The organism is Streptomyces sp. NPDC058758, from assembly GCF_042746075.1.
Lineage (GTDB): Bacteria > Actinomycetota > Actinomycetes > Streptomycetales > Streptomycetaceae > Streptomyces.
Window position 1 is genome coordinate 1 of the sequence record NZ_JBHYPS010000071.1, and the last position, 20960, is coordinate 20960.

A 20960-nucleotide genomic window follows, 5' to 3' on the forward strand; every position below is an offset into this window, starting at 1 on the left:
GCTCGGGGTCGTCCCGCCGTCGGTTCTCCACCTGCTCCCGGGCCCGGGGCCGGCGCTTTACCCGGCCCCGCCCCCGGCCCCCCCCCCCCCCCCGGGGGCCCCCCCGGCGGGGGGGCCCCCCCCCCTCGTCGTCTCCGGCGGGAGTTACTCGGCGCCGTCGTCGTGGACGACCTCGCGGACCTCCACGGCGGTCAGCTTCGCGTCGGGGATGAGCGCCGCGAGTTCGACGGCACGCTCCTTGGAGGCGACGTCGACGACGTAGTAGCCGCACAGGAACGATTCGCCCGGCACATACGGTCCTTCGACGGACTGCACCGCGCCGTCCCTGACGGTGACGGTGGCGGTGTTCACGGGGGCGTCGAGGGCCTTGGTGCCGACCATCTCACCGCTGCCGCGGATGATCTCCTGGAAGCGGTCGTGGCCGTCGAACACCTCCTGCTGCTCCTCTTCGGAGAGCTTGTCCCACAGGACGGGGTTCATGTGCATGATGAGCAGGAACTTCACCTGTCGTCACTCCTGGTTCTGGGCTGAGGGGAAATCGGTGGGGGCCGGCAGCGGGGCGCCGGGGTCGGCCACCAGCTCGCTCAGGACGTCGCGGAAGTCGGCGACCAGGCGCCGGACCGTGTCCTCGTCGTAGAGGTTGCTGCTGAAACCGAGCTCGCCGATGAGCTCTCCGGTCGGGGAGATCTCCAGGCAGAGCAGGGTGCCGTCGGGGATGTCCGAGCCGACGCTCTGCGAGAGCACCTTGCGGCGCACGGCCTGGTAGGCGAGCGGTCCGATCCGCTCCCCCGCCATCGTGAACGGGGTCTGGATGACCTGGAACACGCACGACGCCAGGCCGTCGACGCCGACTCGGGCCATGAGCTCGGGCGCCTCGTCCAGAACGTGCGCCAGGGGGATCTCCCGGGTGTAGGCGTCCAGGCAGCTCTCGCGCGTACGGGCGAGCACGTCGTGGAAGGTGACGCAGTCGGTCAGGTCGGTGCGCAGCGGCAGGAAGTTGAAGAAGGAGCCGACGGCGTCCTGGAAGCGGGCCTGGGTACGGCCCGGTGTGAAGGTGGGCACCACGACGTCGGTGTCACCGGTCTGCCGGTTGAGGAAGACGTTGAAGGCGGCGAGCAGCACGATGAAGGTCGAGCTGCGGGTGCCCGCGGCCAGCGTCGTCACCTGCTCGCGCAGCCGGGTGCCCCAGCCGAACCGGTGCCAGGCGGTGGAGAACTCCGGTGCCTCGCTGCGGGTGCGGTCGGTGGGCAGCGCGAGGACGCGGGCGCCGTCGAGCCTGGTCCGCCAGAAGGCACGGGCGGACCGCTCGGCCTCGCGGGCCTCGTCGGAGCGCTGCCAGTGCGCGTACTCGCGGTACTGCGGCGCGGGGGCGAGCGGCGGCAGGTCGGCTCCGGCGTGCCGGGCGTAGAGAACGGCGAGGTCGCGCAGGATGACCTGCATCGACCAGGCGTCGACGGCGGTGTGGTGGGCGATCAGTGCGAGGACGGCGTCCTCGTCGTCGAAGCGGCCGAGAACCGCGCGCAGCAGCGGCATGCGGCGGACGCCGATGGTGTCGGCGGCGAGCTCGTTGAGCAGCTCCTCGCCGGCGAGGTGGCGGGCCTCCTCGTCGGCCGGGTCGGTCGCGGGCAGCTCCCGGACCTCCAGCGGCACGGGCGCGGGGGCGAGGATCCGCTGGTGACGCGGCTCGGCGTCCCGGACGACGGTGGTGCGCAGCGCCTCGTGCCGGACGACGACGTCGTCGAGGGCGGCCTGCAGCAGCGCGGTGTCGATGCGGCCGCTCACCCGCCAGCCGTCGACGATGTGGAAGCGGGGGCCGAACGGTCCCATGTCGTCGCCCTTGTCCCACAGGCACAGGAACTCCTGCTGGACCGCGAGCGGGAACCCTTCGGCCGGCGCGAGGTCGGCGACGGTCACGCGGCCCTGCTCTCCGCCGCCGCTTCGACGGCCTCGACGACGGCCTGCTGGAACGCGGCCAGGTCCGGGTCCTCGAACAGGACGCGGATGTCGAGCTCGACGCCGAGGTCCGACTCGACCCGGGCCACGATCCGTACGGCGGAGACCGACTGGCCGCCGAGGGCGAAGAAGGTGCGGTTCTCCTGGCCCGCGGCCGGACGCAGGATGTCCGTCCAGACGCGGGTGGCGGTCTCCACGACACTGTTCGTCACGGGTGTGTTCTCCTCAGTCACGGAACGCTTCGTTCCTGGTCTTCCTGAGCTCGTCGAAGGAGGAGAGGTCCGGGACGGTCCAGCCGTCCAGGTCGTACTCGCTCATGCAATCGTCGACGAAACTCTTGTACTGGTCCAGTTGGCCGCTGATGGTCTGGGAGAAGAGCAGCTCCACGCGGGTGTTCTCGTGGCTGCCCGCGTAATTGCGCTCGTACAGCTCGTGGCGGCCGCCGAATTCGGTGCCCACCGCGTCCCACAGCAGCTTCATGACCTTGATGCGCCCCTCGGCGTCCGTGCCGCCCGAGCCGCGCACGTACTTGTCGAGGTAGGGGCGGATCTCGGGGTTGGCGAAGTCGTCGGCGCTGGAATTGACGTAGATCAGGCCGCTCGCGACATCCTGCTGGACGATCTCCTTGATGCGCGGATAGCCGATCTGCATGAACCAGCGGTAGGCCATGCCGTACTCGGGGTTGGGCAGCAGGGCGCCGTTCTTCCACTCCACGGGGTTGCGTGCGGCGGCGTCGGAGAGCCCCCAGAACAGGTTGCGCCAGGCGAGCACCTCGCCGAGGCGGCTCTGCACGCCGCGGAACTCACTGGTGCCGGTGACCTCCAGGGCCTTGGCGAGGAGCCCGGCGAGGAACTCCAGCTTCACCGCGAGGCGGGTGCAGCCGTGGAAGGTGAACCGCTCGGGGAAACCGGACTTGGCGGTGAACATCTGGACCTTGCCCAGGTCCCCGTAGATGAAGACGTTCTCCCAGGGGATGAGCACCTTGTCCATGACGAGGATCGTGTCGTTCTCGTCGAGGCGCGAGCTCAGCGGGTAGTCGAAGGGGGTGCCGGCCAGGGCGGCCGTGGCGGAGTAGGACGGGCGGCAGATCAGCTTGAGCCCGGGCTCGTCCATCGGAACGGTCGCGACCAGCGCGAACTCACGCTCCTTGACCGGCAGCCCGTAGTGGGCGATGAAGTTGTAGTGGGTGAGCGCCGAGCCCGTCGCCACCACCTTGGCGCCGCTGACCACCAGACCGGCGTCGGTCTCCTTCTCGACGTGCACGAACACGTCCTTGACCTGGTCCGGGGGGAGGTTGCGGTCGACCGGCGGGTGGACGATCGCGTGGTTCCAGTAGAGGACCTTCTCCTGCGACTCCCGGTACCAGCGCCGTGCGTTGTCCGCGAACGGGCCGTAGAAGTCCGCGTTCGCCCCGAGCGTGCCGAGGAACGACGCCTTGTAGTCGGGGCTGCGGCCCATCCAGCCGTAGCTGAGACGGGACCACTCGGCGATCGCCTTCTGGTCGGCGACGAGGTCGTCGACCGAGCGGGGCGTGGTGAAGAAGCGGTGCGTGTAGCCGTCGCTTCCGGTGTCGGTGGGGGCGGTGAGGACCGGCTGGCGCTTCGGGTCGTGCAGCGCGTCGTAGAGGCGGGCGGTCATCCGGATCGGGTTGTGGAAGGCCGGATGCGTCGTGACGTCCTTGACCTTGTCCCCGTAGATGTAGACCTCGCGGCCGTCGCGCAGGCTCTCCACGTACTCATCGCCGGTGAACGGGCGTGTCCTGCGGCGCTCTTCAGCCATGGTGTTCCTCTCCTCGCCCAGGGCAGCGAGTCTGGCACCGCGGCCCCTCCGGGGCCTTATCCCAGATTGCCGCCTTGAGAGCACGGCAGAAGATGCAGGGCTCGTTCCGCTCGCGAAGAATGAGCGCCGACTGTCTTTCGCAGTTCCCCCGAGCGGAGGCCGAACCCCATGCCCGACCAGGTCGTTCTCGACGTCTGGCTCAACGACTACCCGGTCGTGCCGCTGTTTCTGAGCGAGACCAGGGAACTGGCCGAGGAGTTCGAGCGGACCCACCCCGGGGTGCGGGTCGAGGTCCGCGGGGTCGACCACCTGAAGCTCCCCGAAGAGGTGGCCCGCGCCGCCCGCGAGGGGCGTCCGCCGGCCATCGTGCAGAGCTTCTACACCTCGACGCAGCTCTCCCGCGACCTGCTCGCGGCCGACGGCTCGCCGCTGTTCACCTCCGTGGAGCGGGCCATCGGCGGCCGCGACAAGATCCTCGGTGTGCCGGTGCGCCTCGACGACCTGGTGCCGGCCGCACGCGACTACTACACCTTCGACGGCGAGGGGCTCTTCGCCCTCCCGCCGCTGACGTCGACGACCCTGCTGTACGCGAACACCACCGTGCTGGAAGCCGCCGGCGTGCGCTCCGTGCCCCGCACCTGGGAGGAGCTGACCGCCGCATGCGAGGCGGTGGCGCGCCTGGACGGCGGACCCTCGCACCGAGTGACCTGGCCCAACCACGGCTGGTTGTTCCAGCAGGCCGTCGCCCAGCAGGGCGCCCTGCTCGCCACTCCCGGCAACGGGCGGACCGGGCGCGCCACCGCCGTCGAGGCCGACTCGCCCGCGGTGCTGCGCTTCGCCCGCTGGTGGCAGGGGCTGCACGCGGACGGCCACTACCTCTACTCCGGCCTGAGGTCGGCCGGCGAGGACACCTACCCGGCGTGGGAACGCAACTACCGCGCGTTCGCCGAGCAGCGGGTCGCGTTCGTGCTCAGCACCTCCGTGGAGGCCGACCGGATGGTGCAGGCGGGCCGTGACGGGAGCTTCGAGGTCGTGGCGGCGCCCATGCCGTACAGCGCCGAGGCGCCCTACGCGGGCAACGTCATCGGGGGCGACTCGCTGTGGCTCACGTCCGGGCTCGAACCCGCCGCCCGTGACGCCGCGCTCGCCTTCCTCCTGACCTTCCTGACCCCGCGCAACGCCGCCGAACGCCACAAGACGAGCGGCTTCATCCCCGTCACCGAGTCCGCCCGGGCCCTCCTGGAGGAGGAGGGCTGGTTCGAGGCGAACCCCCACCACCGGGTCGCCCTCGACCAGCTCGCCGCGGGCGAGCGGGCGACCGCCGCGAACGGCGCACTGGTCGGCGACTTCGTGGGGATCCAGGACACGCTGACCGCGGCGATGCACGACGTGCTCACGGCGGGCGCCGACCCCTCCGAGCGGTTCGCCGTCGCCAGGTCCGAGGCTCAGCGCCTCCTCGACGACCACAACGCCCACTGCCTCGGCCTGGTGCCCGGGCAGCGCGGGCCGCACCGCTTCCGGGTCGGCTGATCAACCCGGCCCGCACAGGACCTTTCTCTGGAGGAAACACAGTGGCGCAGAACCTGGACACGGCTCCCCGTACGAGACCGGCTCCGGACGTGGTGGAGCCGCGCCCCGCGACCAGGCGGTCCGCCGCCCCGGTGTGGTGGCGGCGCCCGTGGGTGCTGCCGCTCGGCGTCGTGGTGTTCGCGTTCCTCAGCTTCGTGTGGCCGCCGTACCTGGGCCTGGATCCGAAGGCCTCGCTCATCCCCATCCGGCCCGACGCCCCGCAGCACTATCCGATGCTGGTCGCCCACATCGCCACCGGCACGATCGCGCTGGTGACGGTCGTGCTGCAGCTGTGGCCGTGGCTGCGCCGCCGCCACCCCGCCGCGCACCGGCTGATAGGCCGGGCCTACGTGTTCGCGGGCGTCCTGCCCTCCGCGCTGCTCGCCTTCTTCATCACCCCGCTGTCGATGGGCCCCTCGGTCGGCACCACCCTCGGCGGCGTGCTGTGGCTGTTCACCACCGGCATGGGCTTCACCCGCGCGGTGCAGGGGCGCGTCCAGGCGCACCGGATGTGGATGCTCTACAGCTTCGCCTTCGCCATCAACATCGTGTGGGGTCGGGTCTTCGTCGTCCTGCTGATGAGCCTCGGCGTGCAGAACCAGACGATCTGGGGGCAGGTCGCCGGCACCGCGCCGTGGCTCGGCTGGGTCATCAACCTCTTCCTCGTCCAGTGGTGGCTGAACCGCACCGCCGACCGTCCGCTGAAGGAAATCGTCTGAGCGCCCGCCGGCGACCCGAGGGACCGAAGGAACAGGAATCGAAGTGAGCGAACTGCTGAAGAACAAGGTCGTGGTGGTGTCCGGTGTCGGTCCCGGCCTCGGCCGGGCGCTGGCGCTGGGTGCCGCGCGGGCGGGCGCCGACGTCGTGCTCGCGGCGCGAACCGCCTCCGTGCTGGAGGAGGCCGCCGCGGCCGTCGAGGAGACCGGCCGCCGCGCTCTCGCCGTACCGACCGACATCACCGACGAGGCCGCCGTCGAGGCGCTGGTCAAGGCGGCCGCGGACACCTTCGGCCGGGTGGACGGGCTGGTCAACAACGCCTTCGCGGTGCCCCCGATGGCACCGCTCGCCGACGTGGCGATCGACGACATCCGCTCCGGCTTCGAGACCAACGTGTACGCGGCGCTGCGGCTGACCCGGCTGTTCGCCCCGGCGCTCGCCGAGGCCAAGGGCTCCGTCGTCATGATCAACTCGGTTGCGATCCGGCACTCCAAGCCGCTCTTCGGCACGTACAAGATGGCGAAGGCGAGCCTGCTGGCGCTCGCCCAGAGCCTGTCGAGCGAACTCGGCCCGCAGGGCGTCCGCGTCAACACGGTCGCTCCCGGGTACATCTGGGCGCCGGCCCTCCAGGGCTACTTCGCCCACCTCGCCGGCGAGCGCGGGGTCCCCGAGCAGCAGGTGTACGACGAGGTCGCGGCCGGACTCGACCTGCGCAGGCTGCCCGAGCCGCAGGAGATCGCCGACAGCGTCCTGTTCCTGCTGTCCGACCTGTCCCGGGCCGTCACCGGACAGTGCCTGGACGTCAACGGCGGCGAGTTCCACCACTGACCCGGTCGTCCCGGCCGGGACGCGACCACGCCCACCTCGAACCACCACGGGAGACCCCATGAACAGCGCTGCGGCGACCGCCCTGGCCGAGTCCGTCACCGGCGAGGTCGTCCTGCCGGGCGACGCGGCCTACGACGACGTGAAGGACATCTTCGTCCACAAGGGACGCCCGGACGTCGTCGTCCGCTGTCAGGGCTCCGAGGACGTGCGCCTGGCCCTCGCGTTCGCGCGCGAGCAGGGCCTGCGCGTCTCGGTGCGCAGCGGCGGCCACAGCAACGCGGGCCTGAGCACCGACGTCGGCGGCCTGGTCGTCGACGTCTCGCCGCTGAACGGCGTGGAGGTCCTCGACGCCGAGCGCGGCCTGGTCCGCATCGGCCCCGGCGCGCAGTGGGGTCAGGTGGCGCGGGTGCTGACGGAGCACGGCCTGTCCTTCTCCTCCGGCGACACCGACCAGGTGGGCGTGGGCGGCCTGCTGGTCGGCGGCGGCATCGGCTGGACGGTGCGTTCCACCGGTCTCGCGATCGACAACCTGGTGGCGGCCGAGGTCGTCACCGCGGACGGCCGGGTCCTGCGCGCCTCCGCCGACGAGCACGCCGACCTGTTCTGGGGGCTGCGCGGCGGCGGCGGCAACTTCGGTGTGGTGACCTCCTTCGAGGTGGCCGCCAAGCGGCTGCCGAAGGTGCACTTCGGGTCCATCGTCTACCCCGCCGCCGAGGCGGCCTCGGTGGTGAAGGGCTGGGCCCGCGCGCTGCGCGAGGCGCCCGAGGAGCTGACCTCGCACGTACAGCTGTTCCCGTCGTTCGGCGGTGACCCGGCGCCGGTGAACATCCTGGTCTGCTACGCGGGCGACGACGGCGCCGCCGCGGGCGCGGCCATCGCCCCGCTGCTCGAACTGGGCACGGTGGAGAGCAAGGACATCAACCTGGTCGCCTACCCGGAGGTGCTCGACCAGGCGGGCGAGCTCCCGCCGGACTGGGAGCCGATGGTGCGCAACCGCTTCGCGCGCGAGTGCTCCGACGAGCTGGTCGACACCCTGCTCACCGGTGCGGCCGCCTTCGACAACCTCTTCGTGGAACTGCGCAGCCTCGGCGGTGCGCTGGGCCGGGTGCCGGCCGACGCCACCGCGTTCGGCCACCGCGACGCGGAGGTCCTGGTGAACACGGCCAAGCTCGGCCCGCGCGCCGACAACGAGGCCGCCCTGCCGGAGCTGTCCGCGTTCTGGTCGGCGCTCGCCCCGTTCACCGAGGGCGCCTACAGCGGCTTCCTCAGCGAGCTGGACGCCGACGACCTGGCCGCCGTCTACCCGCCGGAGACGTACGAGCGGCTGCGGGCGGTCAAGGACGCCTACGACCCGGAGAACGTGTTCTCCCGCAACGCCAACGTCGCTCCGCGCGGCCGGGCCTGACCTCACCACGGGAAGGACACCCCCATGACCACCCTTGTCGCCACGGACGTCGCGGGCGTCGGCGTCGCGCCGCCGGAGCCGGACCTCACCCCCGAGGAGGTGGTGCGCCGCGCCGAGCGGCTCGCGGCCGGCCTCGTGGCCCGGCAGGCGGAGACCGAGCAGCGCACCTACTACGCGGCCGACACCCATGAAGAGTTCGCGCGGGCCGGTCTCTACCGGATCCTGGTGCCCCGCAGGTACGGCGGGTACGAGTTCGGCGCCGAGACCTTCCTCAAGGTCACGATGGCCCTGTCCCGGGGCTGCCCGTCGACGGGCTGGATGTACTGCCTGGGCGCGGCACACTCCCTCGCCGTCGCCTCGCTGTTCGAGGAGCGCACGCAGGCCGAGCTGTTCGCCGACGGAGACTTCATCAGTCCGGCGACCATCACCCCGGCCGGCACCGCGCGGCGTGCCCCCGACGGCGGCTGGATCATCGACGGCACCTTCCCCTACTGCTCCGGTGCCCCCTACGCCACGCACTTCATCGGGCACACCGTCATCGAGGACGAGGAGTCCGGCGAGGGCGCGGAGCCGAAGCTGCTGCTGTTCGTCGCCCCGCGCTCCGAGTGGACGATGCTCGACGACTGGGGCCGCCAGCTCGGCCTGAAGGGCAGTGGCTCGCACAGCGTCTCCTTCCACGGCGGACGGGTCCCGGCGCACTACGCGATCGAGGCCACCCACCTGAGCGAGGTCGACGTCAGCGCCGGCACGCCCGGCCGGGCGCTGCACGGCAACGGGCAGTACGGCGGCGGCCCGCTGAGCTTCATGCTGCTGGAGTCGGCCGCCGTGGCGGTGGGCATGGCGCAGGGCGCGCTGGACGCCTACGAGGAGCTGATGCGCTCGCGCACCACCATCTTCACCGGCACCTCGCGCGCCGAGGACCCCGACTACCAGTACTGGTACGGACACGCCGCGGGCATGATCGCGACCGCCGAGGCGGCGCTGCTGCACGCCGTGCGCCGGTGGGAGGAGCTGTGCGCCAGGCCGCCGGAGGACTTCACCCGTGAGGAGGACCTGCGGCTCGCCACCATCTGCCGTGAGGTGCTGAAGCTCGCGTGGGGCGCGGTGGAGCGGCATCTGTTCCCGACCGCCGGGTCGAGCGCGGTGCGCTCCGGCGAACGCATCGAACGGATCTGGCGCGACATGTCGACCCAGCACAGTCACGCCGGGATCGGTGTTCTGCTGCAGAGCGTCGCCACCCGCGAGTACGCCAAGGTCCGCTTCGGCGTCGCCGAAGGCTCCCACTCGTGACCGCCGCCGCCGACACGCGCATCCGGCCCGCGCTGCCCGGCGAGCCGGAGTACGCGCGTGCCGCGGCCGTCTTCAACGAGGCCGCGCCGGCCCGCCCCGCGGCGGCACTGACCGCCCGTACGGTCGCCGAGGTACGCGCGGCCGTACGGTACGGACGCACCGCCGGCCTGCCGGTCCGGGTGCACACCACCGGCCACTCCGCCGGGGCGGCCCGGCCGATGGACGGCCAGCTGCTGATCCGTACCGAACTCGGCGGCGGGGTCAGGGTCGACCCCGCGCGCCGCACCGCCTGGATCCCGGCCGGCACCCGCTGGGCCGACGTGGTGGCAGCGGCTGCCGGGCACGGCCTGGCCGCCGCGCACGGCACGTCGCCGACCGTCGGCGCCGTCGGCTATCTGCTGCGCGGTGGGGTGAGCCTGTACGGCCGCAGGACCGGCATCGCGGCCAACGGGGTGACGGCCGTCGAGGTCGTGACCGCCGACGGCGAGGTACGCAGGGTCGACGCCGACCACGAGCCGGAGCTGCTGTGGGCGCTGCGCGGCGGCGGTGGCGGACTCGGTGTGGTCACCGGCGTGGAGCTGGAACTGTTCCCGGCCGCCGGTGTGGTCACCGGAGCGGCCTTCTGGGCCGGCCGCCACGCCGGGCGGCTGCTCGAACGGTGGCTCGAGTGGGCCGCCGACGCTCCGCGCGAGGTGTCCACCTCGCTGCGGATCATGAACCTGCCGCCGGTGCCCGAGATCCCGGTCGAACTGCGCTCGGGGCCCGTGGTGTGCGTGGCCGGCGCGGTGCTCGCCCCGACCGAGGGTGATCTGGCGACCGCAGGACGCCAGGCCGACGACCTGCTGGGGCCGCTGCGGGCCGTCGCCGCCCCGCTGGAGGACAGCTGGGCGCCGGGTGCCACCCCGGCGGTCGCGCAGGCCCACCAGGACCCGCCGGGTCCGGTGGAGGTGCTCGGCGACCACCTGCTCGTCGGCGACCTGCGCGGGAAAGGGGCCGAAGCCCTGCTCCACGCCGTCGGACCCGACTCGGCCTCTCCGCTGGTCGCTGCCGAACTGCGGCAGCTGGGAGGCGCGCTGGCCGAACCGGATCCGCGCGGCGGCGTCCTCGACCATCTGCCGGCCGCCTACGCGGTGATGGCCGCGGGCCTCCCCGGCCTGCGTCCGGCGCGGGCGATCCGGGAGCGCTGCGCGAGCCTGCGCGCCGCGCTCGCCCCCTGGGACACCGGTCGCACCGCACCCGGGTTCGTGGAGAGCCCGGACCAGCCGCAGGGGCATCTGGACGAGGCGGACATCGCCGCCGTGGATCGTGTCCGGCTGGCGTACGACCCGGACGGGCTGTTCCGGCCCGACGCCATGACCGGCACGTCCGGCCTTTCCCTGACGGGCCTTCCCCCCACCCCGCACCACGCACACGAGGAATGAGAGACATGAGCGACCTTCAGAAGCACGTGCAGACCGTGCTGGACGAGCTGACCGAGTCGGGCTCCGAGACCGGCCTGCAGGCGGCCGTATACGTGGACGGCGAGCTCGTCGTCGACGCCGTCTCCGGTGTCGCCGACCCGGAGACCGGCCGTCCGGTCACCTCCGACACCCCGTTCTGGAGCGCCTCCACCGGCAAGGGCGTCACGGCCACCGTCGTGCACACGCTGGTCGAGAAGGGCCTCTTCGACTACGACACCCGCATCGTCGAGCTGTGGCCCGAGTTCGGCGTGCACGGCAAGGAGAACGCGACGGTCGGACACGCCCTGACCCACTCGGCGGGCGTGCCGGGTCTGCCGGGCGACATCACTCCGGACGACCTGACCGACTGGGACAAGATGACGTCCATCGTCGCGTCCGCCGAGCCCTGGTGGGAGCCGGGCACGCAGACCGGCTACCACGCGGTCACCTTCGGCTACCTGCTCGGCGAGATCGTCCGCCGGGCGACCGGCAAGCCGATCTCGCAGGTGCTGCTCGAGGAGGTCTCCGCCCCGCTCGGCATCGCGAAGGAGCTCTACCTCGGTGTCCCGCAGGACGAGCAGGGCCTGCTGGCCCGTCTGGAGGACGCGCCGATCGACCCCGCGGCCTTCGGTGACATGCCGGAGGACTTCCCGCTGCTGAAGGCGGCGCCGCCGGCCATCATGCCCAGTGCCTCCTACGGCAACCGCTCCGACATCCTCGCCTCCGACATTCCGGCCGGCGGCACGATGACCGCCCGCGGTGTCGCCAAGATGTACGCGGCTCTGCTGGGCGAGGTGGACGGGGTCCGCCTCGTCTCGCAGGAGCGCCTGGAGCAGATCAGCGCGGTGGCCGTTGCCGACCTCGACCAGGTCGTGTTCGCGCCGTCCCCGAAGGGCCTCGGCTACTTCCTCGGCCGCCCGGGCGGCGACCCGCAGCAGTCCCTGAACGTCTTCGGCGCTCAGGGCATGGGCGGCAGCGGCGCCTACGCCGACACCCGGACCAAGGTCACCTTCGCCCTCACCAAGAACCGCTTCAACCCGACCGAGGCGAGCGCCTTCGAGCGCGTCAGCGAGATCGTCACCCAGGCCGTCGCCGGAGCCTGAACGGTCCCGTCGACAGAGAGGTATCCGTCATGACGAACGCAGCCCAGGCCGTCGCCGGGGCGAAGGCGGGACGCCGCGAGTGGATCGGCCTCGGCGTCCTGGCCCTGCCGACCCTGCTGATCGCACTCGACATCGGCGTCCTGTTCCTCGCGCTGCCCCAGCTCAGCGATGACCTGGGCACCAGCGGCACCGAGCAGCTGTGGATCACGGACATCTACGGGTTCATGCTCGCAGGGTTCCTCATCACCATGGGAAACCTGGGTGACCGGATCGGGCGGCGCAAGCTGCTGCTGATCGGTGCCGCCTCGTTCGGCGTGGCGTCCCTGCTCGCCGCCTACGCGAGCAGTCCCGGCATGCTGATCGCGGCCCGTGCCCTGCTGGGCATCGCCGGCGCCACGCTCAACCCCTCCACTCTCGCGCTGATCAGCAACATGTTCAGGAACGACCGGGAGCGCGGCCTCGCGATCTCGCTCTGGGCGACCTGCCAGTTCGGCGGCGCTGCCGTCGGCCCGCTGGTCGGTGGGCTGATGCTGGACCACTTCTGGTGGGGGTCGGTCTTCCTCCTCGGCGTCCCCGTGATGGTGGTGCTGCTGGTGGCCGGACCGCTGCTGCTCCCCGAGTACCGCACGGGCAGGTCGAGCGGCCCGCTCGACCTGATCAGCGTGGCGCTGTCGCTGTTCGCGATCCTCCCGGTGATCTACGGCGTCAAGGAGCTCGCCGCTGGGGGCGCACACAGCTCGGCCCCGACGGCACTGCTGTCGCTGGCCGTCGGGCTCGGCGCGGGTGCGGTGTTCCTGCGCCGCCAGCGCACGCTCGCCGACCCGCTCGTGGACCTGAGGCTGTTCGGCAGGCCGGCCTTCTCCTTCGCGCTCGCGGGCATGGCCGTGGCCTCCGGCGCCTTCGCCGGCACGTCGTTCCTCACCAGCCAGTACATCGTGACCGTGGCGGAGCTGAGCCCGACCGCGGCGGGGCTCTGGCAGGCCCCCACGGGCGGTGGCATCGCCGCGGGTGTGCTGCTCGCCCCCCTGTTCATGCGCTGGATGAAGCCGCTGACCGCGATGGTGGGCGGGCTGTGCGTCTCCTTCCTCGCGCTGCTCGGTCTCACCCAGGTCGGGGGCGACGGCTCGGTCGTCGGGGTCGTCGTCTGCATCGCGCTCGTCGCCTTCGGCGTCGGCCCGTTGTTCGCGCTCGGCACCGGGCTCGTGGTGGGCGCCGTTCCGGTGGAGAAGGCGGGCGCCGCGGCTTCGTTGTCCGAGAGCAGCAATGTGCTGGGCTCGACGCTCGGTCTCGCCTTCCTCGGCACCCTCGGCGCCGCGTTCTACCGGGACGGGATGGCCGGGCAGGTTCCGGCCTCGCTGCCCGACCCGCTGGCCGAGGCCGCCCAGGAGACCGTGGCCGGCGGCACCGCCGCCGCCCGCGAGCTGTCCGGCGGCGCCGCCCAGGACCTGGTGACGGCGTCCCGCGACGCCTTCACCAGCTCGCTGCACACGGTCAGCTGGGTCGCGTCCGCCGCGGTGGCCGCCGTGGCGGTCGCCGTCGCCTTCAAGCTCCGGGAGAAGAGCCCCGCGGAGGGGCCCGGAACGACGGAGCCGGCAGAGGCGGAGACCACGGCCGAGGCCGCCGCGGAGCGCACCGGGGTCTGAGAACGACACCCGAGGGGCGCGGCGCCGAGTGCGTCGCGCCCCTCCGGCATGCTCACTGACGGTACGTCAACTCCCTTGTGGGCGCGGTTCCAAACAAGCACGCAAGGAGATGCGCGGTCTGTCCCCAGCCGCGACGATTCCGACGACCGGTCCGGTGCGCCCGTCACGACCGAAGACGCGCGTGCCGCCGAGATGCCGGGCAGCGTCCGGCGCTGCCCACCCCGCCACCGCCGCCCGATTCTAGGAGGCATCACCATGACCGCAGCACCGAAGATCCTCGCCATCAACGGCTCCGAGCGGGACGGCAACACCGCGGACGTGCTCCGGCACGCGGCGGCGCACGCGCGCACCCTCGGCGTCGAGTTCGAGGTCGTCGACCTGCGGAACATCCGGATGGAGCGGTGCGGCCCCTGCGGCGACTGCAACGATCGCACGATCGCCTGCGCCGTGGGCGACGACATCCCCTCCGTGGTGCGCAGGATGATCGAGGCCGACGGCATCGTCTTCGCCGCCCCGGTGCACGGCTTCGGCACGGCGAGCCTCATGCAGACCTTCATCGAGCGGGCCGGCGTCGGCTATCTGCGCTTCGACCGTCCGCTCAGCAACAAGGTCGCGGGCATCATCTCCGTCGCCCGCCGCTACAGCGCGGGCGAGGTGTGGGCCCAGCTGACCGTCAACGCCCTGCTCAACCGCATGATCCTGGTCGGCAGCGGCTTCCCGGCCACCGTGCACGCGCTGCACCGCGGCGACGCCGCGAAGGACGAGGAGGGGCTGCGCAACGTCGAGCGCCTCGTCGAGCGCATGTCCGACATGATCGGGCTGCTGCGTGAGCACCGCGAGCTGACCGGTCGTGACGCGCTGGCCGGCGGCGACCGCAACGAGCGGGTCGGCCTGCCGCTGAACGAGCTGGTGGACGCCGGATGAGTGCCACCGCCCCGCTCTCCGCCGGTGACCCGGGCCTGCCCGCTTTCTGGGAGACGTACGAGCCGGTGCTGCGCGCCTTCCACGACGGCACCCTGACCGACGAGAACAGGGAGCTCTGGCGGACCGAGCGGCTGACCGCCGTCCTGCGGCACGTCACCTCGCGCTCGCCGTTCTACCGCCGTCACCTCGCCGGCGTGGACATCGACCGGGTCACCCCGGCGACACTCGCCGAACTCCCCTTCACGACCAAGGACGACCTGCGCCGCGAGATGTACGACGTGCTCTCCGGCAGTCCGACCGATGCCGCCGTCTTCTACGAGACGACCGGTACCACGGGGCCGTCCACGCCCTGCCCGCGCGGCGCCCGGGACATCGCGACCAGCAACGCGGCCGTGGAGGAGTCCTGGCGGCGCGTGCTGCGCGCGCACTTCGGCGACCGGATGCCCGTCGTCGGCCTGATGGGCCCCTCGGAGCTGTACGCCTTCGGAGACGTGTTCACCTCGGTGACCGCCGCCCTGGGTGCCTGTCACGTCAAGATCTGGCCGGAGTCCCCGCGCGTCGGCTTCCAGAAGGCGCTGCGCCTGATCGAGGACCTCGGCGTCGAGGTGATCGTCTGTGCCCCCGCGCTCTGCCTGAGCCTCGCCAAGGCCGCCCTGCACTACGGCTACGACCTGGCCCGGCTGCCCGTGAAGCTGTTCCTCGTGCTCGGCGAGATCTGTACCCCCGAGTTCGCCGCCAACGTCGCCACGGTGTGGCCGCACGCCCAGGTCCGGCCGACGCTGTACGGCTCCCAGGAGTCGCTGTGCATCGCGACCGGCGCCGACACCGGTCAGCTCCACCTGTCGCAGCCCAACTACCTCTTCGAGCTGGTCGACCCGGACACCGGCGAGTTCCTCGGCACCCGGGGCGAGGGCGAGCTCGTGCTGACGATGCTGGTCGACGGCATCAAACCGCTGATCCGCTACCGCACCGGCGACCTGGTCCGGATCACAGAGGCGCCGCCCGGCGCCCCGCTGCCCGGCGACGTCGTCGAGGTCGTCGGCCGGGCCGCCGACCGCATCCGGCTCGGCCACACCGCGCTCCAGCCCGCCGAACTCGAGACCGCGGTCCTGGACACGGTCTCCGGCTGCCTCGGCTACCAGGTCGTCATAGACCGTGACGAGGCGGGCGGCGACCGCGTCACCGTACGGCTCGACCTGCTGCCCGGCCACCCCGACCGGGACGGCACCACCGCCGGCGTCGCCGCCCGGCTGCGCGCACTGACCGGGCTCGACGCGACGGTCGTCGTGGAAGACGAACTGGACCCGGTGACCCACACCGGCTCCTTCGTCAGCTGGAAGGCGGCGCGCGTGCTGGACGGCCGGAGCCCGCTGGACACGTCGGTGCTGGTGGCGCGTCAGGTCGCTCACCGATACGCAATCACCACCTGAGCGGAGAGGACCCACCATGCCCGACCCCAGGCCGGAGCCCGCCGCGATCCGGGTGACCACTCGCCGTGAGGTCCTGCCGTCGTACCCGACGCTCCCGGTGCACCAGGCGCTCGCCCACCGCTTCGGCGAGGAGCAGGTCTACCTGCTCGAGTCGGCCGCGGGACCGGACCGCGACCGCAAGTACCAGTTCGTCGGCTTCGGCGAGCTGCTCTCGCTGTCCGTCACGGACAGCATCGTCAGCGTGGACGGCGAACCGTCGCTGCGCGAGGCGCTGCTGCGGCGGATCGCGCCGCTGCTCGACGAGACGGACGGCGGCCTGCGGCTGCGCGCCCGGCGCGACCTGTGGCGGGTCCTGCGGGAACTGCACGCGCTGTTCGACGCGGAGGGCTCGCCGAACCGGTTCCGCTTCGGCTTCCTCGGCTACTTCGGCTACGACACCGTCCGCTACATCGAAGACCTGCCGTACATCATCGACGAGCGTCCCCCGCTGCCCGACGTCCACCTGGTGCTGCACCAGGGCTGTGTGGTCATCGACCTCGACAGCGGCGAGGGGGAGCTCCTCCTGCACGAGTCCGACCACTGGCGGGCTTTCGACCCGGCCGAGGTGACGACGCTGCTCGCGCGGGCCGAGGAGGACCACCCGGTGCCCCCCGCGGGCCCCGTGCCGGCCTCGGCCACCTCCGACGACACCGATCCCGACGCATACCGCCGGGACGTCGAGCGGGCGCTGAAGCACATCGCCGTCGGCGACATCTACCAGGTGCAACTCGGCCACGAGCTGACCATCCGCAGCGCCGTCGATCCGATCGACGTCTACCAGCGGATGCGCACGCACAACGCCTCTCCGTACATGTACCTGGCACACGTCCGGGGGCAGACCGTGCTCGGCGCGAGCCCCGAGCTGTTCGTCCGGGTCGAGGACGGCACCGTCACCATGCGTCCGATCGCCGGCACCGTCCCCCGCGACGGCGACGACGAGGCGGCGGGTGCCCGGATGCTGGCGGACGAGAAGGAGGTCGCCGAACACATCATGCTGGTGGACCTGTGCCGCAACGACATCGGCCGGATCTGCCGCGCGGACACCCTGGAGGTGCCCGACGAGCTGATCGTCGAGCGCTACTCCCATGTGCTGCACCTCGTCTCGACGGTGGTGGGCGAGGCCGAGCCGGACCGGGACACCTACGACATCATCGCCGCGCTGTTCCCGGCGGGCACGATGACCGGGACGCCGAAGATCCGGGCCATGGAGATCATCGAGCAGATCGAGCGAAGCCGCCGGGGGCTGTACGCGGGAGCGATCGGCGTGATCGACATCGGCGGCTACACCAACCTCGCCCTGTGCATTCGCACCCTGTTCCACGAGGACGGCGTCTACCGCACGCGGGCCTCCGCCGGGGTGGTCGCCGACTCCGTTCCGGAGCGCGAATGGACCGAGACGCTAGCGAAGATGAGCGCCGCCTACTGGGCGGTGACCGGAAAGGGACTGCTGTGAGCGTGACCGCCCTGAACAGCGGCGTCGGGCGGCCGGGCCCCGGGCCCCGGGTCCTCGTCGTGGACGCCTTCGACAGCTTCGTCGACATCCTGCGGCAGTACCTGATGTCCGCCGGGGCCGATCCGGTCATGGTGCGCTCCCACACCATGAGCGAGCAGCAGGTGGCGGAGCTTCGGCCCGACGCGCTGCTGCTCGGTCCGGGTCCGGGCCACCCGGACATCAGCGGGCACGTGGAACTGGTGCGCGCCTTCGCGGGCCGGCTGCCCATCCTGGGCGTCTGTCTCGGCCACCAGGCGATCGGGCGGGCCTACGGGGCGTCCGTGATCCCTGCGGAGCACCTGATGCACGGCAAGACCAGCCGGGTCGACCACGACGGCCGCGGCCTCTTCGAGGACATGCCCGAGGGTTTCCGTGCCACCCGCTACCACTCGCTCGTGGTGGTCGAGGACACCCTTCCGCCGGTCCTGGAGGTGAGTGCGACCTCCGTCGACGACGGGTACGTCATGGGGCTCCGGCACCGGACGCTGCCGGTGGAGTCGGTGCAGTTCCACCCGGAGTCCATCCGGACGGAGGGCGGCATGCGCATGATCCACAACTTTGTGCGCGCGACCGCGGCGTTCCCGTCCTGGCAGGACCGCGGCGTCGCCGCGTGAGGCGCTACCGGCTCACCGGCTTCGACGGCCCGGCCTCACTGCGCGAAGAGACGTGCGAGGTTCCCAGGCCCGGCCCGCGCGAGGTGCTGGTCCGCATGCGGGCCTGGTCCCTCAACCACCGTGACCTGCTGATCGCGTACGGACGCTACAGCCGTGACCTCGTGCCTGGCCTCGTACCGCTGTCGGACGGAGCGGGCGAGGTCGTCGAGACGGGATCGGAGGTCACAGCCTGGCGGCCCGGGGACGCGGTCGCCGGACTGTTCCTGCCCGACTGGCGCTCGGGGCGCCCCCGGGTCGACCGGGCGCTCGGCGGGTCCGTCGACGGGGTCCTCGCCGAGTACGTGGTCTTCGACGAGGAGGCGGTCGTCGCCGTCCCCGCCCATCTCGACTTCGCCGAGGCCGCCACCCTGCCGTGCGCCGCGCTCACCGCGTGGCAGGCGGTCGTGGAGGTCGGCGGGCTGCACCCCGGCCAGACGGTGCTCACCCTGGGCAGCGGCGGCGTGTCGGTGTTCGCGCTGCAGTTCGCCGCGGCGGGCGGCGCGCGGGTGATCTCGACCTCCGGCAGCCCGGCCAAGCTGGAGCGGCTGCGCGAGCTGGGGGCGGCCGAGGTGATCGACCGCGTCCGGGAGCCCGAATGGGGCCTGCGCGCGGCCGGACTGTGCGACGGCGGCGTCGACCACGTCGTCGAGGTCGGCGGGGCGGGCACCATGCGCCAGTCGATCACGGCGGCCCGGGTCGGCGGCCGGATCAGCGTCATCGGCGTGCTCGGCGGCGGGTCCGGGATCAGCCCTGTTCCCCTGCTGCGCAAGGTGCTGCGCGTGCAGGGCGTCCAGGTCGGCAGCGCGGAGATGTTCCGGTCCATGAACCGCGCCCTGGAACAACAGCGCATCCGGCCGGTGATCGACCGGGGGTTCCCCTTCTCGGAGGCCGGGGCCGCGTTCCGGTACCTCGAGGCCGCCGGCCACATCGGCAAGGTGGTGATCACCGCCGACCCGCCCGGCCGCCCCCGGTGAGCACGCCAGGAGATGCGGCGGCGGGTGCGCGCCGACGAGGATCCGGGGGGACCACACCGGCGACGGAGGCGAAGTGGAGTACTGGAACCCCAAGGCAGAGACCATGCCGCGCCACGAGCTCGAGGCATGGCAGTGGCGCAGGCTACAACGGGCGCTCCACCACGCCCGCGCCCACTCGCCCTTCTGGCGTGACCGGCTGCCCGGCGACATCACCTCGATGGAGGACTACGCCCGGCGCGTACCCCTGCTGCACAAGGGGGACCTGCTCGCCGCCGAGCAGCAGGCGCCGCCGTACGGCACCTGGCCGTCGATCGACCCCGCACGCGGCATCCGTCACCACCAGACCAGCGGCACCAGCGGCAATCCGCCGGTACGCACCATCGACACGGCGGGCGACTGGACCTGGTCGACGGACACCTTCTGCACGGCGCTGTACGCGATGGGCGTGCGCCCGCATCACAAGGGCATGGTCGCCTTCGGATACGGCCTGTTCATGGGCTTCTGGGGGATGCACTACGGCCTGGAGCGGATGGGCTGCACGGTCGTCCCCGCCGGCGGCCTGGACTCGCGGACGCGGATCAAGCTCCTCGTGGACTACGGCATCGAGGTCGTCGGGCTCACCCCGAGCTATGCGATGCGCCTGATCGAGACGGCCCGCGAGATGGGCATCGACCTGGCGAAGGAGGCGAACGTCAAGATCATTCTGGCGGGCGCCGAGCCCCGGTCGAAGTTCACCACGCGCACCATCGAGGAGGCTTTCGGGGCTCGCGTCTTCAACGCCGCGGGCACCACCGAGTTCGGCGGCGTCTTCATGTTCGAGTGCCCCTCGCGCCGGGGCGCCTGCCACATCATCGAGCCCTCGACGATCGAGGAGGTGCTGCACCCCGAGACCAAGCTGCCGGTCGGCTACGGCGAGGAGGGGGTGCGGGTCACCACCGGGCTGTCCCGCGAGGGCATGCAGCTGTTCCGGCACTGGACCGAGGACGTGGTCGTCAAGCGGCCCGCCTCCGCCTGCGGCTGCGGCAGGACCTGGGACTTCTACGACGGCGGGATCATCCGGCGGGTCGACGACATGCGCAAGATCCGCGGGGTGTCGGTCACTCCGGTGATGATCGAGGACGTGGTCCGCGGCTTCGACGAGGTCAGCGAGTTCTCGACGTCCATCAGCTCGGTGCGCGGCCTGGACACCGTTTTCGTCCGGGTGGAGCCGCGACAGGTGCCGGGCGGCGACGTGACCACGCTGGCCCGGCGCATCGCCGAGGAGTTCAAGCGGGAGATCGGGATACGGCCCGAGGTGGAGCTGGCCCCCGAGGGCACTCTGCCCCGGCAGGAATGGAAGGCGGCGAGGCTCCGTGACGAACGCGCACTCGTTTCTCAGCCCTGAGCAGGAGGCGCAGCTGCTCGGCGCCTACACGACCCTGAAGGAGCTGTCGGCCGACTGTCGGGTGCCCGCGGTGGGCGCCGCGGTGACCATGGCCCTGGCCGAGCTGCGCACGGCCCTCGACGGCCAGGGCGTGGAGTTCGACTACTTCTCCACGGTCTGAGGTCCGCGGCGAGACCCTTGCCGGGATCGTCCTGCCCCGCTGCGCCGTGGGGCGGGGCCCCCCCCCCCCCGGGGGGGGGGGGGGGCGCCGCCGGGGGGGGGGGGGGGCACGGAGACATGCACCAAACCACCACCCGCGCCAAAGCGACCACGGGCGGCCCCCCCCAGCCAACCCCCAC

19 protein-coding genes are annotated in these 20960 nt (G+C 72.1%); 15 read left to right on the plus strand and 4 right to left on the minus strand.

Annotated elements, in window-relative coordinates:
• Positions 1–144: 144 nt before the first annotated feature.
• From ACFW6A_RS38180 to ACFW6A_RS38195, 4 genes are read right to left on the minus strand one after another with little or no spacing between them, the layout of a single operon-like run.
• Positions 145–504 carry a YciI family protein gene (locus ACFW6A_RS38180; RefSeq protein ID WP_200428854.1) on the minus strand — a complete coding sequence of 120 codons (360 nt, stop codon included), beginning with the start codon at positions 502–504 and terminating at the stop codon, positions 145–147.
• A 6-nt stretch (positions 505–510) separates the two neighbouring features.
• A complete protein-coding gene (locus ACFW6A_RS38185; RefSeq protein ID WP_386646479.1) occupies positions 511–1914 on the minus strand; it encodes a condensation domain-containing protein in 1404 nt (467 codons plus the stop codon).
• Positions 1911–2165, minus strand: a complete 255-nt coding sequence (locus ACFW6A_RS38190; RefSeq protein WP_386476682.1) for a phosphopantetheine-binding protein — start codon at positions 2163–2165, stop codon at positions 1911–1913. Before ACFW6A_RS38190 ends, ACFW6A_RS38185 begins: the two co-directional genes overlap by 4 nt.
• A gap of 13 nt (positions 2166–2178) precedes the next feature.
• Positions 2179–3732 carry a 4-hydroxyphenylacetate 3-hydroxylase family protein gene (locus tag ACFW6A_RS38195; RefSeq protein ID WP_386646481.1) on the minus strand — a complete coding sequence of 518 codons (1554 nt, stop codon included), beginning with the start codon at positions 3730–3732 and terminating at the stop codon, positions 2179–2181.
• Between the two features lie 168 nt (positions 3733–3900).
• Here ACFW6A_RS38195 and ACFW6A_RS38200 point away from each other — a divergent pair, with 168 nt between their 5' ends.
• From ACFW6A_RS38200 to ACFW6A_RS38270, 15 genes are all read left to right on the plus strand, one after another.
• Positions 3901–5262 (plus strand): extracellular solute-binding protein, encoded by a 1362-nt coding sequence (locus tag ACFW6A_RS38200; protein WP_386476684.1) that lies wholly within the window; start codon positions 3901–3903, stop codon positions 5260–5262.
• Between the two features lie 41 nt (positions 5263–5303).
• Positions 5304–6020 carry a DUF2306 domain-containing protein gene (locus ACFW6A_RS38205; RefSeq protein ID WP_200428858.1) on the plus strand — a complete coding sequence of 239 codons (717 nt, stop codon included), beginning with the start codon at positions 5304–5306 and terminating at the stop codon, positions 6018–6020.
• 43 nt (positions 6021–6063) lie between these two features.
• Positions 6064–6846: an SDR family oxidoreductase gene (locus ACFW6A_RS38210; RefSeq protein WP_386476687.1), complete on the plus strand. Its 783-nt coding sequence runs from the start codon at positions 6064–6066 to the stop codon at positions 6844–6846.
• A 58-nt stretch (positions 6847–6904) separates the two neighbouring features.
• Positions 6905–8251 carry an FAD-binding oxidoreductase gene (locus ACFW6A_RS38215; protein WP_386476690.1) on the plus strand — a complete coding sequence of 449 codons (1347 nt, stop codon included), beginning with the start codon at positions 6905–6907 and terminating at the stop codon, positions 8249–8251.
• 24 nt (positions 8252–8275) lie between these two features.
• Positions 8276–9541 carry an acyl-CoA dehydrogenase family protein gene (locus ACFW6A_RS38220; protein ID WP_386476693.1) on the plus strand — a complete coding sequence of 422 codons (1266 nt, stop codon included), beginning with the start codon at positions 8276–8278 and terminating at the stop codon, positions 9539–9541.
• Positions 9538–10962 carry an FAD-binding protein gene (locus ACFW6A_RS38225; RefSeq protein WP_386646483.1) on the plus strand — a complete coding sequence of 475 codons (1425 nt, stop codon included), beginning with the start codon at positions 9538–9540 and terminating at the stop codon, positions 10960–10962. The genes ACFW6A_RS38220 and ACFW6A_RS38225 overlap by 4 nt, the downstream gene beginning before the upstream one ends.
• 5 nt (positions 10963–10967) lie before the next feature.
• A complete protein-coding gene (locus tag ACFW6A_RS38230) occupies positions 10968–12083 on the plus strand; it encodes a serine hydrolase domain-containing protein (RefSeq protein WP_386476699.1) in 1116 nt (371 codons plus the stop codon).
• 29 nt (positions 12084–12112) lie between these two features.
• The gene (locus ACFW6A_RS38235; protein ID WP_386646485.1) at positions 12113–13726 is read left to right on the plus strand and encodes an MFS transporter; all 1614 of its coding nucleotides are present in this window, start codon (positions 12113–12115) and stop codon (positions 13724–13726) included.
• 255 nt (positions 13727–13981) lie between these two features.
• A complete protein-coding gene (locus tag ACFW6A_RS38240) occupies positions 13982–14650 on the plus strand; it encodes a flavodoxin family protein (RefSeq protein WP_386476705.1) in 669 nt (222 codons plus the stop codon).
• Positions 14647–16080 (plus strand): phenylacetate--CoA ligase family protein, encoded by a 1434-nt coding sequence (locus ACFW6A_RS38245; protein ID WP_386476708.1) that lies wholly within the window; start codon positions 14647–14649, stop codon positions 16078–16080. The genes ACFW6A_RS38240 and ACFW6A_RS38245 overlap by 4 nt, the downstream gene beginning before the upstream one ends.
• 16 nt (positions 16081–16096) lie before the next feature.
• On the plus strand, positions 16097–17572 hold the full coding sequence (locus ACFW6A_RS38250; RefSeq protein WP_386476711.1) for an anthranilate synthase component I family protein: 1476 nt from the start codon (positions 16097–16099) through the stop codon (positions 17570–17572).
• Positions 17569–18225, plus strand: a complete 657-nt coding sequence (locus tag ACFW6A_RS38255; RefSeq protein ID WP_242484177.1) for an aminodeoxychorismate/anthranilate synthase component II — start codon at positions 17569–17571, stop codon at positions 18223–18225. Before ACFW6A_RS38250 ends, ACFW6A_RS38255 begins: the two co-directional genes overlap by 4 nt.
• On the plus strand, positions 18222–19238 hold the full coding sequence (locus ACFW6A_RS38260) for an NAD(P)-dependent alcohol dehydrogenase (protein WP_386646487.1): 1017 nt from the start codon (positions 18222–18224) through the stop codon (positions 19236–19238). The genes ACFW6A_RS38255 and ACFW6A_RS38260 overlap by 4 nt, the downstream gene beginning before the upstream one ends.
• A gap of 73 nt (positions 19239–19311) precedes the next feature.
• Positions 19312–20622 carry a phenylacetate--CoA ligase family protein gene (locus ACFW6A_RS38265; protein ID WP_386476718.1) on the plus strand — a complete coding sequence of 437 codons (1311 nt, stop codon included), beginning with the start codon at positions 19312–19314 and terminating at the stop codon, positions 20620–20622.
• Positions 20591–20782: a DUF6052 family protein gene (locus ACFW6A_RS38270; protein WP_384883212.1), complete on the plus strand. Its 192-nt coding sequence runs from the start codon at positions 20591–20593 to the stop codon at positions 20780–20782. Before ACFW6A_RS38265 ends, ACFW6A_RS38270 begins: the two co-directional genes overlap by 32 nt.
• The last annotated feature ends 178 nt before the right edge of the window (positions 20783–20960 follow it).

Excerpts from the sequence above, each read along its gene's own strand:
- ACFW6A_RS38195 (WP_386646481.1), bottom strand. The coding sequence starts at position 3,732 with ATGGCTGAAGAGCGCCGCAGGACACGCCCGTTCACCGGCGATGAGTAC.
- ACFW6A_RS38200 (WP_386476684.1), top strand. The coding sequence starts at position 3,901 with ATGCCCGACCAGGTCGTTCTCGACGTCTGGCTCAACGACTACCCGGTC.
- ACFW6A_RS38215 (WP_386476690.1), top strand. The coding sequence starts at position 6,905 with ATGAACAGCGCTGCGGCGACCGCCCTGGCCGAGTCCGTCACCGGCGAG.
- ACFW6A_RS38220 (WP_386476693.1), top strand. The coding sequence starts at position 8,276 with ATGACCACCCTTGTCGCCACGGACGTCGCGGGCGTCGGCGTCGCGCCG.
- ACFW6A_RS38230 (WP_386476699.1), top strand. The coding sequence starts at position 10,968 with ATGAGCGACCTTCAGAAGCACGTGCAGACCGTGCTGGACGAGCTGACC.
- ACFW6A_RS38235 (WP_386646485.1), top strand. The coding sequence starts at position 12,113 with ATGACGAACGCAGCCCAGGCCGTCGCCGGGGCGAAGGCGGGACGCCGC.
- ACFW6A_RS38240 (WP_386476705.1), top strand. The coding sequence starts at position 13,982 with ATGACCGCAGCACCGAAGATCCTCGCCATCAACGGCTCCGAGCGGGAC.
- ACFW6A_RS38245 (WP_386476708.1), top strand. The coding sequence starts at position 14,647 with ATGAGTGCCACCGCCCCGCTCTCCGCCGGTGACCCGGGCCTGCCCGCT.
- ACFW6A_RS38250 (WP_386476711.1), top strand. The coding sequence starts at position 16,097 with ATGCCCGACCCCAGGCCGGAGCCCGCCGCGATCCGGGTGACCACTCGC.